15 protein-coding genes are annotated in these 16,764 nt (G+C 70.3%); 8 read left to right on the forward strand and 7 right to left on the reverse strand.

The genetic code is table 11. The annotated features are described in order from the left end of the window. Nucleotides 1–10 precede the first annotated feature (10 nt). The 3 genes from IF11_RS0134000 to IF11_RS0134010 all read right to left on the reverse strand — a co-directional run bounded on the left by IF11_RS0134000 (nt 11) and on the right by IF11_RS0134010 (nt 2,843). Entirely contained in the window at nt 11–1,066 is a 1,056-nt protein-coding gene (locus tag IF11_RS0134000) for a HAMP domain-containing sensor histidine kinase (RefSeq protein ID WP_030355661.1), read from the reverse strand. A 248-nt stretch (nt 1,067–1,314) separates the two neighbouring features. Beyond that, nucleotides 1,315–2,052, reverse strand: coding sequence for a response regulator transcription factor (locus tag IF11_RS0134005; protein ID WP_030355662.1), 738 nt, complete (start codon nt 2,050–2,052; stop codon nt 1,315–1,317). 104 nt (nt 2,053–2,156) lie between these two features. Next, the gene (locus tag IF11_RS0134010) at nt 2,157–2,843 is read right to left on the reverse strand and encodes a spermidine synthase family protein (RefSeq protein WP_030355663.1); all 687 of its coding nucleotides are present in this window, start codon (nt 2,841–2,843) and stop codon (nt 2,157–2,159) included. A gap of 218 nt (nt 2,844–3,061) precedes the next feature. Here IF11_RS0134010 and IF11_RS37225 point away from each other — a divergent pair, with 218 nt between their 5' ends. Next, nucleotides 3,062–3,442 carry a DUF4433 domain-containing protein gene (locus IF11_RS37225; RefSeq protein WP_051746443.1) on the forward strand — a complete coding sequence of 127 codons (381 nt, stop codon included), beginning with the start codon at nt 3,062–3,064 and terminating at the stop codon, nt 3,440–3,442. A 40-nt stretch (nt 3,443–3,482) separates the two neighbouring features. Then, entirely contained in the window at nt 3,483–4,556 is a 1,074-nt protein-coding gene (gene darG, locus IF11_RS0134020; protein ID WP_030355665.1) for a type II toxin-antitoxin system antitoxin DNA ADP-ribosyl glycohydrolase DarG, read from the forward strand. A gap of 271 nt (nt 4,557–4,827) precedes the next feature. Here darG and IF11_RS0134025 read toward each other — a convergent pair whose 3' ends face one another. Then, nucleotides 4,828–5,895 (reverse strand): DUF3626 domain-containing protein, encoded by a 1,068-nt coding sequence (locus tag IF11_RS0134025; protein WP_030355666.1) that lies wholly within the window; start codon nt 5,893–5,895, stop codon nt 4,828–4,830. A gap of 41 nt (nt 5,896–5,936) precedes the next feature. After that, on the reverse strand, nt 5,937–6,593 hold the full coding sequence (locus IF11_RS0134030) for a flavin reductase family protein (RefSeq protein ID WP_030355667.1): 657 nt from the start codon (nt 6,591–6,593) through the stop codon (nt 5,937–5,939). A 251-nt stretch (nt 6,594–6,844) separates the two neighbouring features. Here IF11_RS0134030 and lon point away from each other — a divergent pair, with 251 nt between their 5' ends. Beyond that, on the forward strand, nt 6,845–9,256 hold the full coding sequence (lon, locus tag IF11_RS0134035) for an endopeptidase La (RefSeq protein WP_030355668.1): 2,412 nt from the start codon (nt 6,845–6,847) through the stop codon (nt 9,254–9,256). Between the two features lie 111 nt (nt 9,257–9,367). Here lon and IF11_RS0134040 read toward each other — a convergent pair whose 3' ends face one another. After that, nucleotides 9,368–10,216 carry a lysozyme gene (locus IF11_RS0134040; RefSeq protein ID WP_030355669.1) on the reverse strand — a complete coding sequence of 283 codons (849 nt, stop codon included), beginning with the start codon at nt 10,214–10,216 and terminating at the stop codon, nt 9,368–9,370. Between the two features lie 215 nt (nt 10,217–10,431). On the opposite strand from IF11_RS0134040, the gene IF11_RS0134045 reads away from it, so the two are divergent. Further along, a complete protein-coding gene (locus tag IF11_RS0134045; RefSeq protein WP_206300653.1) occupies nt 10,432–10,926 on the forward strand; it encodes a MarR family winged helix-turn-helix transcriptional regulator in 495 nt (164 codons plus the stop codon). Between the two features lie 35 nt (nt 10,927–10,961). Here the strand turns inward: IF11_RS0134045 and IF11_RS0134050 are convergent, their stop codons facing one another. After that, nucleotides 10,962–11,744 (reverse strand): protein phosphatase 2C domain-containing protein, encoded by a 783-nt coding sequence (locus tag IF11_RS0134050; protein ID WP_030355671.1) that lies wholly within the window; start codon nt 11,742–11,744, stop codon nt 10,962–10,964. 416 nt (nt 11,745–12,160) lie between these two features. On the opposite strand from IF11_RS0134050, the gene IF11_RS0134055 reads away from it, so the two are divergent. Genes IF11_RS0134055 through IF11_RS0134070 form a run of 4 tightly spaced genes read left to right on the forward strand, consistent with a single transcriptional unit; the run spans nt 12,161 to nt 16,758 of the window. Beyond that, nucleotides 12,161–15,226 (forward strand): sensor histidine kinase, encoded by a 3,066-nt coding sequence (locus tag IF11_RS0134055; protein WP_078491060.1) that lies wholly within the window; start codon nt 12,161–12,163, stop codon nt 15,224–15,226. Next, nucleotides 15,223–15,705 carry a roadblock/LC7 domain-containing protein gene (locus IF11_RS0134060; protein ID WP_030355673.1) on the forward strand — a complete coding sequence of 161 codons (483 nt, stop codon included), beginning with the start codon at nt 15,223–15,225 and terminating at the stop codon, nt 15,703–15,705. The genes IF11_RS0134055 and IF11_RS0134060 overlap by 4 nt, the downstream gene beginning before the upstream one ends. After that, complete coding sequence (locus IF11_RS0134065) at nt 15,702–16,115, forward strand: DUF742 domain-containing protein (protein ID WP_030355674.1); 414 nt, start codon at nt 15,702–15,704, stop codon at nt 16,113–16,115. Before IF11_RS0134060 ends, IF11_RS0134065 begins: the two co-directional genes overlap by 4 nt. Further along, entirely contained in the window at nt 16,096–16,758 is a 663-nt protein-coding gene (locus tag IF11_RS0134070; RefSeq protein WP_030355675.1) for a GTP-binding protein, read from the forward strand. Before IF11_RS0134065 ends, IF11_RS0134070 begins: the two co-directional genes overlap by 20 nt. Nucleotides 16,759–16,764 lie beyond the last annotated feature (6 nt).

Genomic DNA, 16,764 nt, shown 5'->3' on the forward strand with positions numbered 1-16,764 from the left:
GAACTCTACGTCAATGGCGGGGTCGCGGTGCTCCCGGCAGAGTGACCCGTATCAGGCAGCCACGGGCCGATTCGGCCACTCCTATCCGCCCGCCGTGCAGATCCACCGCCCAGCGGGCGATCGCCAGGCCCAGGCCCGTGCCGCCGTCGCTGCCGGGCCCGTGCGGGTACTGCGCGGTGCCCCGGTTGAACCTCTCGAAGACGCGGTGCCGCTCCTGCTCCGGGATGCCGGGCCCCTCGTCCTGCACCTCCAGCTCCAGCGACTCGGGGCCGGTGCCGCGCCGGGCCCGTACGGTGACCCGGCCGTGCGGCGGGCTGTGCTTGACCGCGTTGTCGATGAGGTTGGCGACGACCTGGTGCAGCCGCTCCGCGTCCGCGTGCGCGGTCAGCTCGGGCGGTGAGACGTCCAGGTGGAGATGTACGTCCGTACGGGTGTGATGGCCGGAGCCGGAGATCGGTCCGCGCTGTGAGGACGCCAGATTGGCCTCCTTCAGCACCCCGGAGAGATACGGCCAGACCTCGAAGCGCCGTGACCGAAGCGGTACGACCCCGTTGTCCAACCGGGACAGATCGAGCAGCGTCTCCGTCAGCCGGCCCAGCCGCTCGGTCTGCCGCAGGGCCGTGAGCATCGTCTCGGGGTCGGCGGGCGAGACCCCGTCCACGACGTTCTCCAGCACGGCGCGCAGGGCCGCGATGGGCGTGCGCAGCTCGTGCGAGACGTTGGCGATCAGCTCCTTGCGGTGCCGGTCCTCGGCCTCCAGGTCGTCGGCCATGCGATTGATCGTGGAGGCGAGGTCGCCCAGCTCGTCGCGGCGGTCCGCGCCGCTGACCCGGCGGGTGTAGTCGCCGTGCGAGATGCCCTTCGCGACCGTGTTCATCTCGTCGAGGGGCGCGGTCAGGCCGTGCGCCACGAACTGGGTGATGAGCAGCGTGGCGATCATCGAGAAGACGGTGATGAAGCGCAGCTCGGTCTCGGTGCGCAGCGCCACCATCAGCAGCCCGGTGGTGATGAAGACGGAGATGACGACGAGGGTGCCGAGCTTGGCCTTGATGGAGAAGGGCCGCAGCCCGGTGCCGTCGGGGCGGGGTCCTGGCCGGAATTCCAGGGGCGGAGGGCGTCGGGCGCCGCGGCTGTCGCGGGCACCACGGCTGTCGCGACGGTCGCCGGTCCCGGTGGAGCGGGTGCCGCGGGAGGCCCCGCCGGAGCCGGGCTTCCGCGGGGAGCCGGATGGGGCGGGGGCCGGCCGGGCGCTCCCGCCGTCGGCCCGGCTTCCAGCTCTTTCTCCGTCGGCGGCGTGGCCGTCACCCGGCCCGGTCATGGCGCCGGGGTCTCCAGCGCGTAGCCGACGCCATGGACGGTACGGATCCGCTCGGCGCCGATCTTCCGGCGCAGCGCCTTGATGTGGCTGTCGACCGTACGGGTCCCCGAGGCGTCCGCCCAGTCCCACACCTCGGCGAGCAGCTGCTCCCGGGAGAGCACCGCGCGCGGGGTGTTCGCCAGACAGACCAGCAGATCGAACTCCGTGGGCGTCAGATGGACATCGTCACCGCGCACCCGCACCCGGCGCTGCGCGTGGTCGATTTCCAGCTCGCCCAGCCGGAGGATGCCGCTGCGCGGGGTCACCGCGGCGAGCGCCGCCCGCTCCACCCGGCGCAGCAGCACATGCACCCGCGCGGCCAGTTCCCGCATCGAGAACGGCTTGGTCATGTAGTCGTCGGCGCCGACCCCGAGGCCGACCAGCATGTCGGTCTCGTCGTCGCGCGCCGTCAGCATCAGCACCGGCACCGGGCGCTGCGCCTGGACACGACGGCAGACCTCCAGGCCGTCGAAGCCCGGCAGCATGACGTCGAGGACCATCAGGTCCGGCTGCCAGGCCTCGGCCGCGTCCACGGCCGCCGGTCCGTCCAGCGCCGTCTGCACCAGAAATCCCTCGGCCCGCAGCCGTGCGGCGATGGCGTCGACGATCGTCGCATCGTCCTCGACCACCAGGACCCGGCGCTGGGCGCCGGGCGTCGCCGCGACTCCGTTGTGGCTGGTGTGTGTCTGCTCCATCGCCCCGCCCCTGGTACGCGTTCCGCGATCCTTGATCGGCGATCTGCATGAAGTATGCAGATCCGTGTGTGTGGAGCAGCGTAGAGGCAGCGGGAGCCTTCCGGCTACGCAGTGCGAACAGCGAGATGGACCACGTCGGGTACGCCTCGGGCAACTTGGATCTCTTCCGCCCTTACCCCGCTGAATCCGGCATTCCCCAACGCTTCGGCAAAGGCGGGAGAGGGATTCGCCGACCATACGGCGAGGACACCGCCCGGATTCAGCCGCGCCCGGCAGGCGGCCAGTCCGTCCGGCGAGTACAGGTTTTCGTTGTCCTCGGTGACGGTCCACTCGGGTCCGTTGTCGATGTCCAGACACAGGGCGTCGTAACGGTCCGTGGTCGTCCGCAGATACTCCACCAGGTCGGTGTGCAGGATCACAGCACGCGGATCGGCCAGCGCCGCCCCGGAGATCCGCCGGAGCGGCCCGTCCTCATGCCAGTCGATGACGGCCCGCTCCCGCTCGACCACCACGATCCGGCCCCAGCGGGGTTCGGCGGCGGCGTGCGCGAGCGAGAACCCCACCCCGAGACCACCGACCAGAACGGCCGGCCGACGCCGATCCCCGGGGAGCGCCGCCAGGGCGGCGTCGATGAGCAGCCGCTCGGAGCGGCCGTCCGAGGTGTCCATCAGGAAGCATCCGTTGGCGATGATTTCCAGCCGTTCGCCGCGCTGCCGCAGCACGACCTCGCCGTAGGGTCCGTCACGTCGGTCGAGCGTGACGGGTTCGAGATGAGGTGCGGGTACGGGCATGCTGGGGCCTTTCCGTTGAGCTACTGACGCCGGACGGGTATGTCCGTATCCAGGATGGCGCGTCCGAGGCACGGAGACTCCTGGGTTGGCAGCGCGTCCGTACTGAAGCTCAACTACCCACCCAATAAGGCTTATTGCCTGAATAACAGGAGTGGTGACCAGATAGTCTCGGGCTGTGCTGCCCGCAGAGGATCGTCCCGTTTATCACTTCAGGGGCGGTGCCCACCTACACCGACGGGCAGGACCCGCTGGTCTACCTGGTGACGACTCCCCGGGAACTGGCGGCGGCCGGCTGCACCAGTGTCTTCAGCGACGGGAATTGTGCGGCGGACATCACCGCGATCGAGAGCGATCCCACCCAGCTGGAAGCTCATGTGGACTGGCCGGTGATGGAACAGGAGCGGTGGAACAATACTCCCGAGGACCCGGACCGGATGCGGCGGCGCATGGCGGAGTTCCTCGTACACGAGCGTGTTCCCGTTAGCGCTTTCACCCAGTTGGCAACGCGGACGCGGTTACGCGCGGACGCCGTGCGGGAGCTCCTGCACAGGCACGGCTGTCGGCTTGACGTCGTTGTCAGACCTGCTTGGTATTACTGAGTACGCATGTTGTCGAGCAGCGAGAAGGAGGGAAGGCAACGTGATCATCTACGCGGAGGGTAACCTTCTGACTGCGGAAGTGGATGCCTTGGTCAACACCGTCAACACGGTCGGGGTGATGGGCAAAGGCATCGCTTTGCAGTTCAAGCGGGCCTACCCGGACAATTTCGCGGCGTACGAGAGGGCGTGCGCGGCTGGCGAGGTTCAGCTCGGACGCATGCACGTGCATGACCGCGGCACCCTGACCAAGCCCCGGTACGTCATCAACTTCCCGACCAAAGGACACTGGCGCTCGCGGTCCCGGCTGGAGGACGTACGGGAAGGCCTCCAGGATCTGCGGCGCGTCATTGTGGAGCTCAAGATCCACGATATCGCGGTCCCCCCACTGGGATGTGGCAACGGAGGACTGCCCTGGGACGACGTTCACCCGCTCATTACAGCTGCCCTGGGAGATCTGCCGGACGTCGAGGTACGCGTCTACCCCCCGCAGGGAGCCCCGCCTGCGAGTGCCATGCCGAACAACCAGCTGCCTCCGGCGCTCAACCGCGAGCGAGCGGCTTTCCTGGTCGCCCTCGACCGGTACATCAAGCGTGGACTCGCCGGAGGGTTCATCATCGAGCGGCAGACGACGCTGCTGGAGGTGCACAAACTCGTATACCTGCTCCAGCATGTCGGATTCGACTTCGGTCTGCGCTTCACCAAGGGCCACTACGGACCGTATTCGCTCGCCCTGGACGGTGCCGTCGCGGCACTGGAGGGCCATTTCGTCAGTGGTTACGGTGACGGTACGAGAGGATCCTCCGCCCCCCTGTCCCCCGTGCCGGAGGCGGTGGCCCGTGCTGCCGACTTCCTTGGCGCCGACGCGGAATTCGGCGCCGCGATCCAACGCCTTGACCGACTTGTTGACGGCTATGAGCATGCATATGGCATGGAGCTGCTCGGCACCCTGCTTTTCGCCTCGGAAGAACTCGCGCCTGGACAGGTGGCCTTCAGCACCGTCGCCGAGTACGTCAAGGAGTGGACACCCCGTAAACAGCGCATGTTCACCAACACACATCTGTCGGCCGCGTGGGAGCGGCTGACGAACTGCTCGCTCACGCCTTCCCCGGTGTGAACTGTTGTTTCCGGCAACAGCCCCCGGGGGCCCGTATTCCACGCGTTCCGCGCGCTCGGTCCGCGCTCGTACCCGCCGCGCGTCGACCAGCCGCCGCGTGGCGATCACCCACAGCCGGCCACCGGCCTCCCCGCCGCGATGAGTCGCGCCCCAGCGCCGCACGGCCATGAAGGTGTCCTGGAGGACTGACTTCCCGTACGGTCTCGGTCGCCTTCCTTTCTTACTTGCGGGGCGGAACAGTCTCACGCTCTCTCTATCGACGGCGCCGGGGTCACCGGTCCACGGGCGGCGCGGCGTCCCCGTGCCCGTACCGTCCGTACCGTCCGTACCGCACCAGGACGTGCCAGAGCTGCTTGACGTACTGGAGCACCTCGTCCTGAGTGCCCCACGCGGCCCAGGCCCCCGGCTCCCGGACGGCCGAGGCGGCCGCGTGGCCCAGTACTTGGGCGTCGAGCGTGCCCGTCCTGGCGTACGCGCGGCAGACGCGGGCGGCGAGCGGGACCATCACCGGGCCCCGGAACTCCGCGTTCACCTCCTCCGGCGCCAGCACGAAACCGCCGTGCCATTCGACCGCGATCCGGGACCGCCGCGCGAGGTCCGTCAGCAGCCGGGCGGTCCGCGTACCGCGGAAGGAGGGGTCCAGGACCAGCGCCTCGGCGTCGGTCGCGAGGTCGATGCCGCCGTGGACCTGGGCCTCGACGTACTCGTCGAGCTTGCGGCCCGGAGGCCCGCTCGCGGTCGTGCCGTACGGGAGCCCCGCGATCGCCCCGGCCGCGTCCGGACGCTCCTCCAGCAGCCCCGCGAGCACACAGCTGAGCGTGTCGATCGTGCCCACGTCGCCGGGGGCCGCGTGGCTGTCGCCGTGCGAGTACGTCGCCCGGTCGTTGACCTCGGGGCGCAGCCGCACATGGCAGGAACCGAAGCGCGGGGAGGCGCCGTCGGGGTGGCCGTACAGGTTGACGGCCCCGTACTTGGGCCGGTCGGCGGCCCGTACCCCGGGGAGGTGGTACGCCCCGCCGAAGAACCGCTCCTCCCAGCGGTCCCGGTCCCCGCCGGGGACGGCGGTACGGCTGCCGTTGGAGAGCCCGGTCTCGTACTGACTCCGGTAGCGCCCGTCCCGCGCCATGGACTCGGCCACCGTCGCGCCGTCGGCGAGGAGCCGGTCGGGGTGGAAGTTGAGCGTGATGCGCGCGTGCGCGCGGATCAGGGAGATGAGCGCGGCGGCGTCCCGGCCGCCGATCCTGGAGCGCGCGGCTTCGGAGCCGGCCGCCCCGGTCGTACGTACATAGCGGAGCGCGGCGAGCTGGGCCGAGGTCAGCCGGGCGTCGGTGGCGTTCATCGCGGGAGTATCGGCCGCGGGGAACGGCCCCGACAACCGGGTTATCGGGGTGCGGGTGTCGTCGGCCCCGCCGTCATCGCCGCCGTCTCGCTCCGGTAGGTGTGGCCGCGTTCCGGACCGAGGCCGAAGTAGTGGCGGAAGTTGTAGATGAGTGGACTCCACGCCGCGGGATCGACGTGGTCGGTGCCGGGCACGACGATGTTCGGGGCCGCGTGCACCTTCCGTACGGCCGCCTCGACGATCAGGAAGCCTCCCGAGACATCGAGCCGTACCCGGTCGGCATACGCCTCCAGTTGGAGCGGGCACTCGGCGACGCGCGGCGGCCCGACCAGATGGGAGGGCGCGGGGCTGAAACCGGACGCGGCGAACTTGTCCGGTTCGAAGCGGCACGCGGGCGGCTTGCTCGCCGGGACGGGATCGCGTCCGGTGAGCGGAGCCAGCCGTTCCACCGCGGGCCACTGATCCGGAGCGGGCAGGCTGATCACCAGCTCGCGGCGGGGGCCCGGCCCGGCGGTGAGATTGTGCGCGGTCTGCCCGTCGGCACCGAGCCCCAGCACGACCACCTGCCCGAGCGCCCAGGCCGAGGAGATCGGGGCGAGATTGAACGAGCCGTCGTCGTTCTCGGTGGTGAGCAGGACGACGGGGGTCCCGAAGTAGAGAATGCTCGGTTCGATGACCACATGGCGGGTGGGTGCCATCGCCGGGGAATCCGCCAGGGAATCGGTCAGGGAATCCGTCAGGGAATCCGTCAGGGTGTCCGTCGAGTTGTTCATACCGCCGACGCTAGGACGCGGACGCTTCGGCGCCGGCCGAAGGATCGGCGCTGGTCAGCGACCCCACGCCGATGAACACGCCGGTGATCGCTCAGAGCGAACGGAGCCCGGGGAACATCCGGGGACTCACAAGCATTGAGCCGGTATAGCTCAACTTGACTGCCGAAGGGGAGATCATGGCTGACACCTCCACACCGCTCACGCTTCCCGTGCTGCCGCTCGACGACGAGGTCGTCCTGCCCGGCATGGTGGTGCCTCTGGATCTGTCCGACGCCGAGGTCCGCGCCGCGGTGGAGGCCGCGCAGGCGGCTGCCCGTGACGGGGGCGACGGCGGCGGCAAGCCCAAGGTGCTGCTCGTGCCGCGCGTCGACGGGACGTACGCCGGGACGGGTGTGCTGGGGACCGTCGAGCAGGTCGGCCGGCTCTCCGACGGGGATCCGGGCGCGCTGATCCGCGGCCGGGGCCGCGTGCGCATCGGTGCCGGTACGACCGGGCCCGGCGCGGCCCTCTGGATCGAGGGCATCGCCGTCGACGAGACGGCGCCCGATCCGCTGCCGGGGTCCGTGACCGAGCTGATCAAGGAATACAAGGCGCTCGCCACCGACTGGCTGAAGAAGCGCGGCGCCTGGCAGGTGGTGGACCGCGTCCAGCAGATCGATGACGTGTCCACACTCGCCGACAATTCCGGTTACTCACCGTTCCTGACCACCGCGCAGAAGGTGGCGCTGCTGGAGACCACCGACCCGGTGGCCCGGCTCAAGCTCGCCACCGAGCAGCTGCGCGAACACCTCGCCGAACAGGATGTCGCCGAGTCCATCGCGAAGGACGTCCAGGAGGGCGTCGACAAGCAGCAGCGCGAGTTCCTGCTCCGGCGCCAGCTCGAAGCCGTACGCAAGGAGCTGCGCGAGATCAACGGCGAGGGCGACGACGACGAGTCCGCGGACTACCGGACCCGTGTCGAGAACGCCGACCTCCCCGAGAAGGTGCGGGAGGCCGCGCTGAAGGAGGTCGACAAGCTGGAGCGCTCGTCCGACCAGAGCCCCGAGGGCTCCTGGATCCGCACCTGGCTGGACACCGTCCTCGAACTGCCCTGGAACGAGCGCACGGAGGACGAGTACGACATCAGCGGCGCCCAGGCCGTGCTCGACGCCGAGCACTCCGGCCTGGAGGACGTGAAGGAACGCATCACCGAATACCTGGCCGTGCGCAAGCGGCGCGCAGACCGCGGTCTCGGGGTGGTCGGCGGCCGTCGCGGCGGCGCCGTACTGGCCCTGGTCGGCCCTCCCGGCGTCGGAAAGACCTCGCTCGGCGAGAGCGTCGCGCACGCCATGGGCCGGAAGTTCGTCCGGGTCGCGCTGGGCGGCGTACGGGACGAGGCGGAGATCCGCGGCCACCGGCGTACGTACGTCGGCGCCCTGCCTGGCCGTATCGTCCGGGCCATCAAGGAGGCCGGTTCGATGAACCCGGTCGTCCTGCTCGACGAGATCGACAAGGTCGGCTCCGACTTCCGCGGCGACCCGGCCGCGGCGCTGCTCGAAGTCCTGGACCCGGCGCAGAACCACACCTTCCGCGACCACTACCTGGAGGTCGAACTCGACCTGTCCGACGTGGTGTTCCTCGCCACGGCGAACGTCCTGGAAGCGATCCCGGAGGCGCTGCTCGACCGTATGGAGCTGGTCAGGCTCGACGGCTACACGGAGGACGAGAAGGTCGTCATCGCCAGGGACCACCTGCTGCCCAGGCAGCTGGAGCGCGCGGGCCTGGAGTCCGGCGAGGTCACGCTGGAGGACGACGCGCTGCGCAGGCTGGCTGGCGAGTACACCCGCGAGGCGGGCGTACGAAACCTGGAACGTGCCATCGCGCGGCTGCTCCGCAAGGTCGCGGCCGAGCACGAACTGGGCGAGCGGGAGCTGCCGTTCACGCTCGGCGCCGAGCACCTGCGCAAGCTGATCGGCCGGCCGCACCACGTCCCCGAGTCCGCCCAGGACCCGGCCGAGCGCCGCACGGCGGTGCCGGGCGTGGCCACGGGCCTCGCGGTCACGGGCGCGGGCGGTGACGTCCTCTACGTCGAGGCGTCGCTGGCCGACCCGGAGACGGGCGGCTCCGGCCTGACCCTGACCGGACAGCTCGGTGACGTGATGAAGGAGTCGGCACAGATCGCGCTCTCCTTCCTCCGCTCGCGCGGCGCCGAACTGGAGCTGCCGGTGGCGGATCTGAAGGACCGGGGCGTGCACATCCACTTCCCGGCGGGCGCGGTGCCGAAGGACGGCCCGAGCGCGGGCATCACGATGACGACGGCCCTGGCCTCGCTGCTCAGCGGCCGGCTGGTCCGCACGGACGTCGCCATGACCGGCGAGGTCTCGCTGACCGGACGCGTCCTGCCCATCGGCGGCCTCAAGCAGAAGCTGCTGGCCGCGCACCGCGCGGGCATCACGACGGTCGTGATCCCGAAGCGCAACGAACCGGACCTGGACGACGTCCCGGCCGAGATCCTCGACAAGCTGGAGGTCCACCCGGTGACGGATGTCCGCCAGGTCCTGGAAATCGCCCTGGCCCCGGCGGAGGTCCTGGTCTCGGCGGCGGCCTGACGAACACGGGCGGCCTGACGGACCTGCCCCGGCAGCCCAGCGGCCCCGTATGACAACGCGGTCCCGACCGGCCCTCAGTTCCGGTCGGGACCGCGTGGCGTCGCGGTGCGATCAGCCGTTCGCCAGGGCCTGGACGCGGTCCAGGGCGCCGTTGAACCTGTTGTGGTCGCCGACGATGGGGCCCGTCGAGGTGTACTGCCAGATCGTCTGGAAGCCCCAGCCCGCCGGCAGCTCGCCGACCGTGGTGTTGTAGCGGGCGATCCAGAGCGGGTTCGTGGCGCCGAAGCCCGCGTAGTTGCCGGTGCAGTCCTTCCACCAGCTCGTGGCCGTGTAGATCACGGCGTCGCGGCCGGTGCGGGACTTGTACGTGTTCAGGAACTCGCGGATCCAGGCGACCATCTGGGCCTGCGTCTTGCCGTAGCACTGCGCGCCGTACGGGTTCCACTCGATGTCCAGCACGCCGGGCAGGGTCTTGCCGTCGCGCGACCAGCCGCCGCCGCCGTCCACGAAGTAGTTGGCCTGGTTGGCGCCGCTGGAGTCGTTCGGCGTACCGAAGTGGTACGCGCCCCGGATCATGCCGATGTTGTACGAGCCGTTGTACTGCTGCGCGAAGTAGGGGTTCTTGTAGTAGTTCCCCTCGGTGGCCTTGACGTAGGCCCACTTCACGCCGCTGTTCCACAGGGACGCCCAGTCGACGTTCCCCTGATGGCCGGAGACGTCCACGCCCTCCGTCTGGACGACGCGGTCTGTGCGGGGCAGACCGCCCTGGCCGTCGTGCTCGATGACGCCCATACCCATGTGGGCCGAGCCGCGTACGGGTGTGCCGGCCGGTGGGTCGGCCGGGGTGGTGGTGGCGCCCGCTGCACCCGGGAGGGTGAGGAGGAGCGCGAGACTTGCGAGGAGAGCGCCGGCCGCGGCGGCGAACGAACGGCCGGTCGTTCCGGATCTGTGCACGGGCATTGCGTGCCTCCGAAGACCTCGGTGGGGGGATCTCATGACGGGACTGACACGTCGACATGTAGTGCAATGGACATGCCAGCATTGAAGCTACGCACGTAGACCCTTGTGACGGAAGAGCGCCACGCTGCTTCCGTTGGTATAAACCTGCGAAATACTGGCGGAGCTGCGGCAACGGTCGTCGGCGAAAGAAACTTTCAGGAGCGGAAAAGCGCGCGATGGGTGCTGACGTGCACGGAAATGGTACGGCGAAAGATCCCGGACCCGCCGGAGGCAGTGGTGTGGACCACGAATTCCTGGCACTGGAACGGGAACTGGCGGTGTTTCTGCGCCGCGCTCGCGCCAGCTCCGGCGAAATGGCGCGCGAGGTCCACCCCGAGCTGGAGCCCGCCGCGTACGGACTGCTCGTCCGGCTGGACGAGAACAACTGCCAGCGGGCCACCGAACTCGCCGCCTATTTCGGGGTCGGCAAGGCGACGATAAGCCGTCAGCTGCGCGCCCTGGAGGAACTGGGGCTGGTGACGCGCGAGCCCGATCCGGCCGACGGACGCGCCTCGCTCGTCCGGATCACCGACGAGGGCCGCGCCCGGTTCCGGCGGGTGCGTGACGCGCGCCGCGAGCGGTACGTACAGAAGCTGGCCGACTGGGACCGCGCCGAGGTCGCCGAACTGGCCCGGCTGCTCCACCATCTGAACGCCCGCGCCGAGAGCTGACCGCGGCTCCAGGGGCGGGCCCGCCCGGCCCGCCCCTACAGCTCCACGTACGTCACCGTCGCGTCATCGCTCGCCTTCCCCCGCCGGAACGCCACCCCGTCCGGGTCCGCCGACTCCGACGCCCTCACGCGGTCGATCAGCTCCTGCGCGCCGTTCTTGCGCACCAGCGCCAGACAGTCCGCCCAGCCGCCCTCGCGGAAGACCTCCACCCAGCGGGCCGCGCCGTCCGTCAGCGCCAGCAGGGTGCGTACCTCCGCCGCCGGCGTACGGCCCGTCACCGCCTTCGCCGCGACCGCCGGGTCCGCCGCCGCGGTGAAGAAGCCGCCCTCCGCGTTGCGCAGCGCGTCCGCCGTGGCGACCGAGCGCAGCGCCTCGCGCGGGACGCGGTCCAGACGGTCGTCGAGCACGGCGCGTACCTCGCCGTCCGGCGACTCCAGCAGCAGCGTGGAGTCGGAGAGCACCAGATGTTCGACGGTGTCCGAACCCCAGCGCGCGAGGACAACGGTCGCCTGAGGCGTACGTACGTGAGAAAGGTCACAGGTTTCGCGGTGGGCGTCCGCCGTACGCGCGATCGATGCCGCGAGGATCTCTGCCAGTGGCATATCCCGTCGTGAACCGGACAGTTCGGCGAGCGCGCCGCCCAGCCTGGCGGTGAACCAGGGCACACCGTGTACACATCCGTCGTCCCCCGCCGGGGGTGTCACTCCGTCCAGCACGACCAGCACGCCGCCCTCGCCCTCGGCGGGCAGGGCCACGGAAGTCCAGTCCTCATTGGGCCGTACGGCGGCGCCGGGCGTGGTGGCGAGTTCGATACGCATGCGCACCAGTGTGCATGACTCTCCCGGCTATCCGCATGAACTCTTCACGGTGTCTGCACGTCGTGCTGATCGGTCCGTTCCGGCAGGTCAACCACTCTCATTCGGTCAGAATGAGTCCCGGACGAAGGCGGTCGGACGCGGGAAGGGGGCCGGATTGAGGGGGCCGGGGAAGCTGCGGGCGCGCATCCTGCCAAAGCCCGCGCGGAAGGTCCACCCGGCACGCCATGTTCACGACGGGCCACGGGCGGGAAGAGTTGTTCGTCAACTCACTCTTGATGTTCACTCGTTCAGGTGGCGGAGCGGCCGATGCGCGCCTTCCTCCCAAGGGCGCTGGAATGGTCGACAGCCGTGCCAGGGGTGGGGTTCTCACGTAGTGACGGGTCGTCACCTCTGCTTCATGGGCGGACGAGTCAAGAATGCGAGCACCGGTGCAGAAGAAGCGGCCTCGGGGTAACGGTGTCGGGCGGGACGAGGCCACCTCGGTCACCACGTCCGGGACCGGTTCGGCCACTTCGGCCACCGGAAAGAAGAAGGCCGGTAAGAAGAAGTCCGGAAGCGTCAAGGCCGGAAACGCCACGGCCGGGAGTATCACGACCGATGCCGGCAAGGCTCAGGAAGGACGCCGAGTGCGGGTACGCAACCGGCTGGTAGCCGGTGTCGCGGTCCTGGGGGTCACCGTCATCGCGGCAGGCACCCCCGCCGTACTCACCGCCTCCGCCGAGCTGAACGATGCCCAGAACCTGGTCGTCCTCGCCGAGTTGAACCGGCAGGCCGTGATCCTCAGCCACTCCCTCGCGGACGAGCGCGACGAGGTCATCGTCTATATCGCCGCCGGCCGCGACGAGCAGCCCGGCGGGTCCGGTGGCAAGGGCGACAAGGGCAAGCACACGATCTCGGACACCCGCAGCACCCGGGTCGACCGGCAGATCGACGAGATGCGGGCCACCGCGTCCGCCTCTCCCGGCCTGCTGCGCGACCTCTCCACCGTCCCCTCCATCCGCCGCACCGCCCTTACCGGCAAGGGCTCGGCGCTGGAGGCGTACCGCGCGTACTCCGAGGTCATCGCCAAGCTCCAGGCCCTCGCCGACGAGCTGGCCGAGCAAACCCCGGCCGAGGCCGCCGACGGCACCCGCGCCCCCGCCGCGCTCTCCCGCGCCGTCGAACAGGCCTCCGCCAGCCGCGGACTGCTGCTGGCCGCGCTCGCCGTACCCAGCCCCACCGACACCACGCCGCAGTACGACCCGATCACCGGCCTCCCCGTCGAGTCCCAGGCCGACGCGGACAGCAAGAAGAACGACCAGCTCCGGGACGACCTCAGCGCCGACGCCCAGAAGGCGCGCGTACGCGAACTCGGCGCGCTCGCCGACTTCGACCAGAGCGCGGACACCGAAGCGCGCGAGTCCCTCACCGGCACCGTCACCGGGCCCGAGATCAAGACCGCCGAGGGGTATCTGACCCGGCTCACCGACCGGCCCGAACTCTCCGACTCCGACCGCGAGGCCGACCAGGAGAAGGTCGAATCCGCGCTCTCCGCCCGGATCGACCAGATGCGCGGCGTCGAGTCCGGCCTCGGCACCAGCCAGGTGGAGCGGCTCGAAGAGCTCCGCGACGACGCCGTCACCGGCCTCGAACTGCGGATCGCGCTGCTCGGCGGCTGTCTGCTGATCGCCGTCGGGGTCTCCACCGCCGTCGCCCGTACGCTCACCCGCCCGCTCGCGGTCGTACGGATCGGAGCGGCCCGGCTGTCGGCGGCGCCGGAGACCGAGGAGCCTGTCCGGTTCACCGGCCGCAACGACGAGTTCGCGCAGGTCGTACGGTCCCTCAACAGCCTGCACAGCAAGCTGCTCGACCTCTCCACCCGCGCCGGGGAGCTGGACAGGGACCGGCTCGGCCTGATCGGCGCGCGCGAGAAGATCGTCGCCCAGCGCGCCGAGCTCCAGGAACGTACGGCCGAACTCGCCGCCCAGCTCCAGCGGCTGCGCCATACCGTGCACCACACCTTCGTCAATCTCTCGCTGCGCAACCTCGGTCTGGTGGAGCGTCAGCTCGCCGTCATCGAGGGCCTGGAGGAGCGCGAGCAGGACCCCGAGCAGCTCGCCACCCTCTTCAAGCTCGACCACATGGCCACGGTCATGCGCCGGCACAGCGAGAATCTGCTCGTGCTCGCCGGCCATGATCACGGCCACGGCTCGACCGGGCCCGTACCGCTCGTGGACGTACTGCGCGCGGCCGTCAGTGAGATCGAGCGGTACGAGCGGATCACGATCCAGTCCCTGCCGCCGCACGCGCAGGTGGCCGGCTTCGCCGCGGACGATCTCAGTCATCTCGTCGCCGAGCTGCTGGAGAACGCCACCGCCTTCTCGCCGCCGGACGCCGAGGTCCAGCTCTCCGGCTGGCTGCTGGAGACCGGTGAGGTGATGCTCTCCGTACAGGACCAGGGCATCGGCATGTCGGCGGACCGGCTCACCGCGCTCAACGCGCGGCTCGCCGAACCGGAGGGCCCCGAGGGGCTCGACGGCGCTCCGCGCAAGCCGTTCGTGAGCGAGCCGGAGGGCGAGGGTCTCGGCCTGCGCGTCGCCGGGCTGCTCGCGGCGCGCCATGGCGTACGGGTCGAGCTGCGCGAGCACCAGCAGGGCGGCGTGGCCGCGGTCGTCGTACTGCCGCAGGCGCTGCTGCCGACGTCCCCGCCGGCCGGCTCGCCGCACCGGGCACGGACGGCCGGCGCGGCCCCCGCGGTTCAGCTGCCGGGCTCGACGGCGGAGGCCAACTCCAATACCCTGCACGGCCGTTCGGAGCTGAGCCGGCCGACAGCCGAGGCCGCGGAAGCCGCGGGTCCCGCCGAAGCCGCGGCCCCCGAAGTCGACCCGCTGGTCGTGGCCGCCGAGGCGGCGATCCGCCGGGCCGAGGCCGAAGAGGCCCAAGGAGCGAGCGCGGCCGAGCGGGAACGTACGCCGGAGCGGGAACGTACGACCGAGCGCGAACGTACGACCGACACCGGCGCCGTCGCCGCGTACGGGGCGACCACCCCGGACACGGCCGTCGGCCCGTACGCCATCGGCCCCGACTCCCACGAGCGTGTCCATGACGGTGAGCCGCCGACCACCGGCCCCGACCAGGACACGTTCACGATGCGGCTGCCCCGGCAGCCCGGATCCGCCGAGGCGGAGCCGGCCGCGCCGACCGGCACGGACGGAGCGGAACGCGTCACCGACAAGGGGCTGCCCAAGCGCACCCCCAAGATCGTCAAGCCTGCCACCGCGCCCACCGGGCGTGCCGGCAGTGTGGACGCGGACGCGCTGCGCCGCAGGCTCGGCGGCTTCCACCAGGGGGCCAAGGAAGGCCGGCGCGATGTCGAGGCCGAACTGACGGAGCAGTCGGAGCAGTCTGACCGGGCTGAGCACGCGGAGCCCCCGGCCTCCGCGGCACGGACCGAGGTACATACCGGAGAGACGGGGGAGACAGTCGAGGAGGCACGCAGTTGACTGCGACCGGCACATTCGGACTGAGCAGCGAAGCCCGCAACCTGCACTGGCTGTTGAGCAACCTCGTCGAGGAGGTGCCAGGGGTGCACTCCGTCGCCGTCGTCTCGTCCGACGGACTCCTGTTGCTCTCCTCCGACCCGGGGCTGAACACCGAGGCGGCGGCCCCCGTGCGCAGGGAGGGCCCCCGCGGCTCCAGCGCCGATCTGGCCACCATCGTCTCGGGCATCGGCAGCCTCACCATCGGAGCGGCGAAGCTGATGGACGGCGGCGGGGTCAAACAGACCATGGTCGCCATGGAGGAGGGCAGCGTCTTCGTCATGGCCATCAGCGACGGCTCGCTGCTCGGGGTGCACGCCACCCCCGACTGCGACATGAGCGTGGTGGCCTACCACATGGCGCTCTTCGTCGGCCGCGCCGGACACGTACTGACGCCCGAACTCCGCGACGAACTGCGCAAGTCGATGGAGAGCGCCAAATGACGCCGTCCGCTGATTCCGCCAGGGGGCTGCCCGTGCGCGGCTCCGACCACAGGCCCGCCCGGGTCCGTCCGTACTCGCTCACCGGCGGACGTACCCGGTTCGGCCATGTCCTGCTGGTCGAGACCTTTGTCGCCGCGCTCGAAGCGGCCGACGAGCGCAGGGAACTGACGGACGGTGGAGGCGCGTCGCGCGTCATGCCGGAGATGCTGGCCATTGTCGAGCTGTGCCGGCGCATGCGAACCGTCGCCGAGGTCTCGGCGCTGCTCAAGATGCCGCTGGGCGTGGTGAGGGTGCTGCTCAGCGACCTCGCCGACCAGGGAAAGATCCGTGTGTACGGGACCGGGCACGACACCGGCCAGCCCGACCACGCACTGCTGGAAAGGGTGCTGAGTGGACTCCGCCGCCTCTGACGTCATCGCCGCGTTCGGCGTCGTCGGCTCGTCGCCGACCGCCGTCGAGCCCGAACGTGAAGAGGATCTCCAGCCCTGGCAGCTGGACCGCACGCGCGCGCCGATCGCCACCAAGATCGTGGTCGCGGGTGGCTTCGGTGTCGGCAAGACGACCTTCGTCGGGGCGGTCTCGGAGATTCCGCCGCTCCAGACCGAGGCGCTGATGACCCAGGCCAGCGCGGAGGTCGACGACCTCAGCGCGACGCCCGACAAGCTCACCACGACCGTGGCGATGGACTACGGGCGTATCACCCTCGACGACGACCTCGTTCTGTACCTCTTCGGTACGCCGGGCCAGAAGCGCTTCTGGTTCATGTGGGACGACCTGGTGCGCGGTGCGATCGGCGCCGTCGTGCTGGCCGATACCCGACGGCTGCCCGACTGCTTCCCGGCGCTCGACTACTTCGAGAGCTGCGGACTGCCGTATGTCGTCGCCGTCAACCACTTCGAGGGAACACAGGCGTTCGAGCCGGCGGATGTGCGTGATGCCTTGACGATTCCGCCGAGCGTGCCTGTACTGATCATGGACGCACGCAAACGGATCACGGCCGTCGAGTCGCTGCTCACGCTGGTGCGGCATGCGCTTGAGACCTCTCCGGAGTAGGTCCGT

It is taken from the genome of Streptomyces scopuliridis RB72, from assembly GCF_000718095.1.
In the GTDB taxonomy this organism is placed as follows: Bacteria; Actinomycetota; Actinomycetes; order Streptomycetales; family Streptomycetaceae; genus Streptomyces; species Streptomyces scopuliridis.

Coding starts and splice junctions, on each gene's coding strand:
- IF11_RS0134005 (WP_030355662.1), bottom strand. CDS start 2,052: ATGGAGCAGACACACACCAGCCACAACGGAGTCGCGGCGACGCCCGGC.
- IF11_RS0134010 (WP_030355663.1), bottom strand. CDS start 2,843: ATGCCCGTACCCGCACCTCATCTCGAACCCGTCACGCTCGACCGACGT.
- IF11_RS0134025 (WP_030355666.1), bottom strand. CDS start 5,895: ATGAACGCCACCGACGCCCGGCTGACCTCGGCCCAGCTCGCCGCGCTC.
- IF11_RS0134030 (WP_030355667.1), bottom strand. CDS start 6,593: ATGGCACCCACCCGCCATGTGGTCATCGAACCGAGCATTCTCTACTTC.
- lon (WP_030355668.1), top strand. CDS start 6,845: ATGGCTGACACCTCCACACCGCTCACGCTTCCCGTGCTGCCGCTCGAC.
- IF11_RS0134040 (WP_030355669.1), bottom strand. CDS start 10,216: ATGCCCGTGCACAGATCCGGAACGACCGGCCGTTCGTTCGCCGCCGCG.
- IF11_RS0134045 (WP_206300653.1), top strand. CDS start 10,432: ATGGGTGCTGACGTGCACGGAAATGGTACGGCGAAAGATCCCGGACCC.
- IF11_RS0134050 (WP_030355671.1), bottom strand. CDS start 11,744: ATGCGTATCGAACTCGCCACCACGCCCGGCGCCGCCGTACGGCCCAAT.
- IF11_RS0134055 (WP_078491060.1), top strand. CDS start 12,161: ATGCGAGCACCGGTGCAGAAGAAGCGGCCTCGGGGTAACGGTGTCGGG.
- IF11_RS0134065 (WP_030355674.1), top strand. CDS start 15,702: ATGACGCCGTCCGCTGATTCCGCCAGGGGGCTGCCCGTGCGCGGCTCC.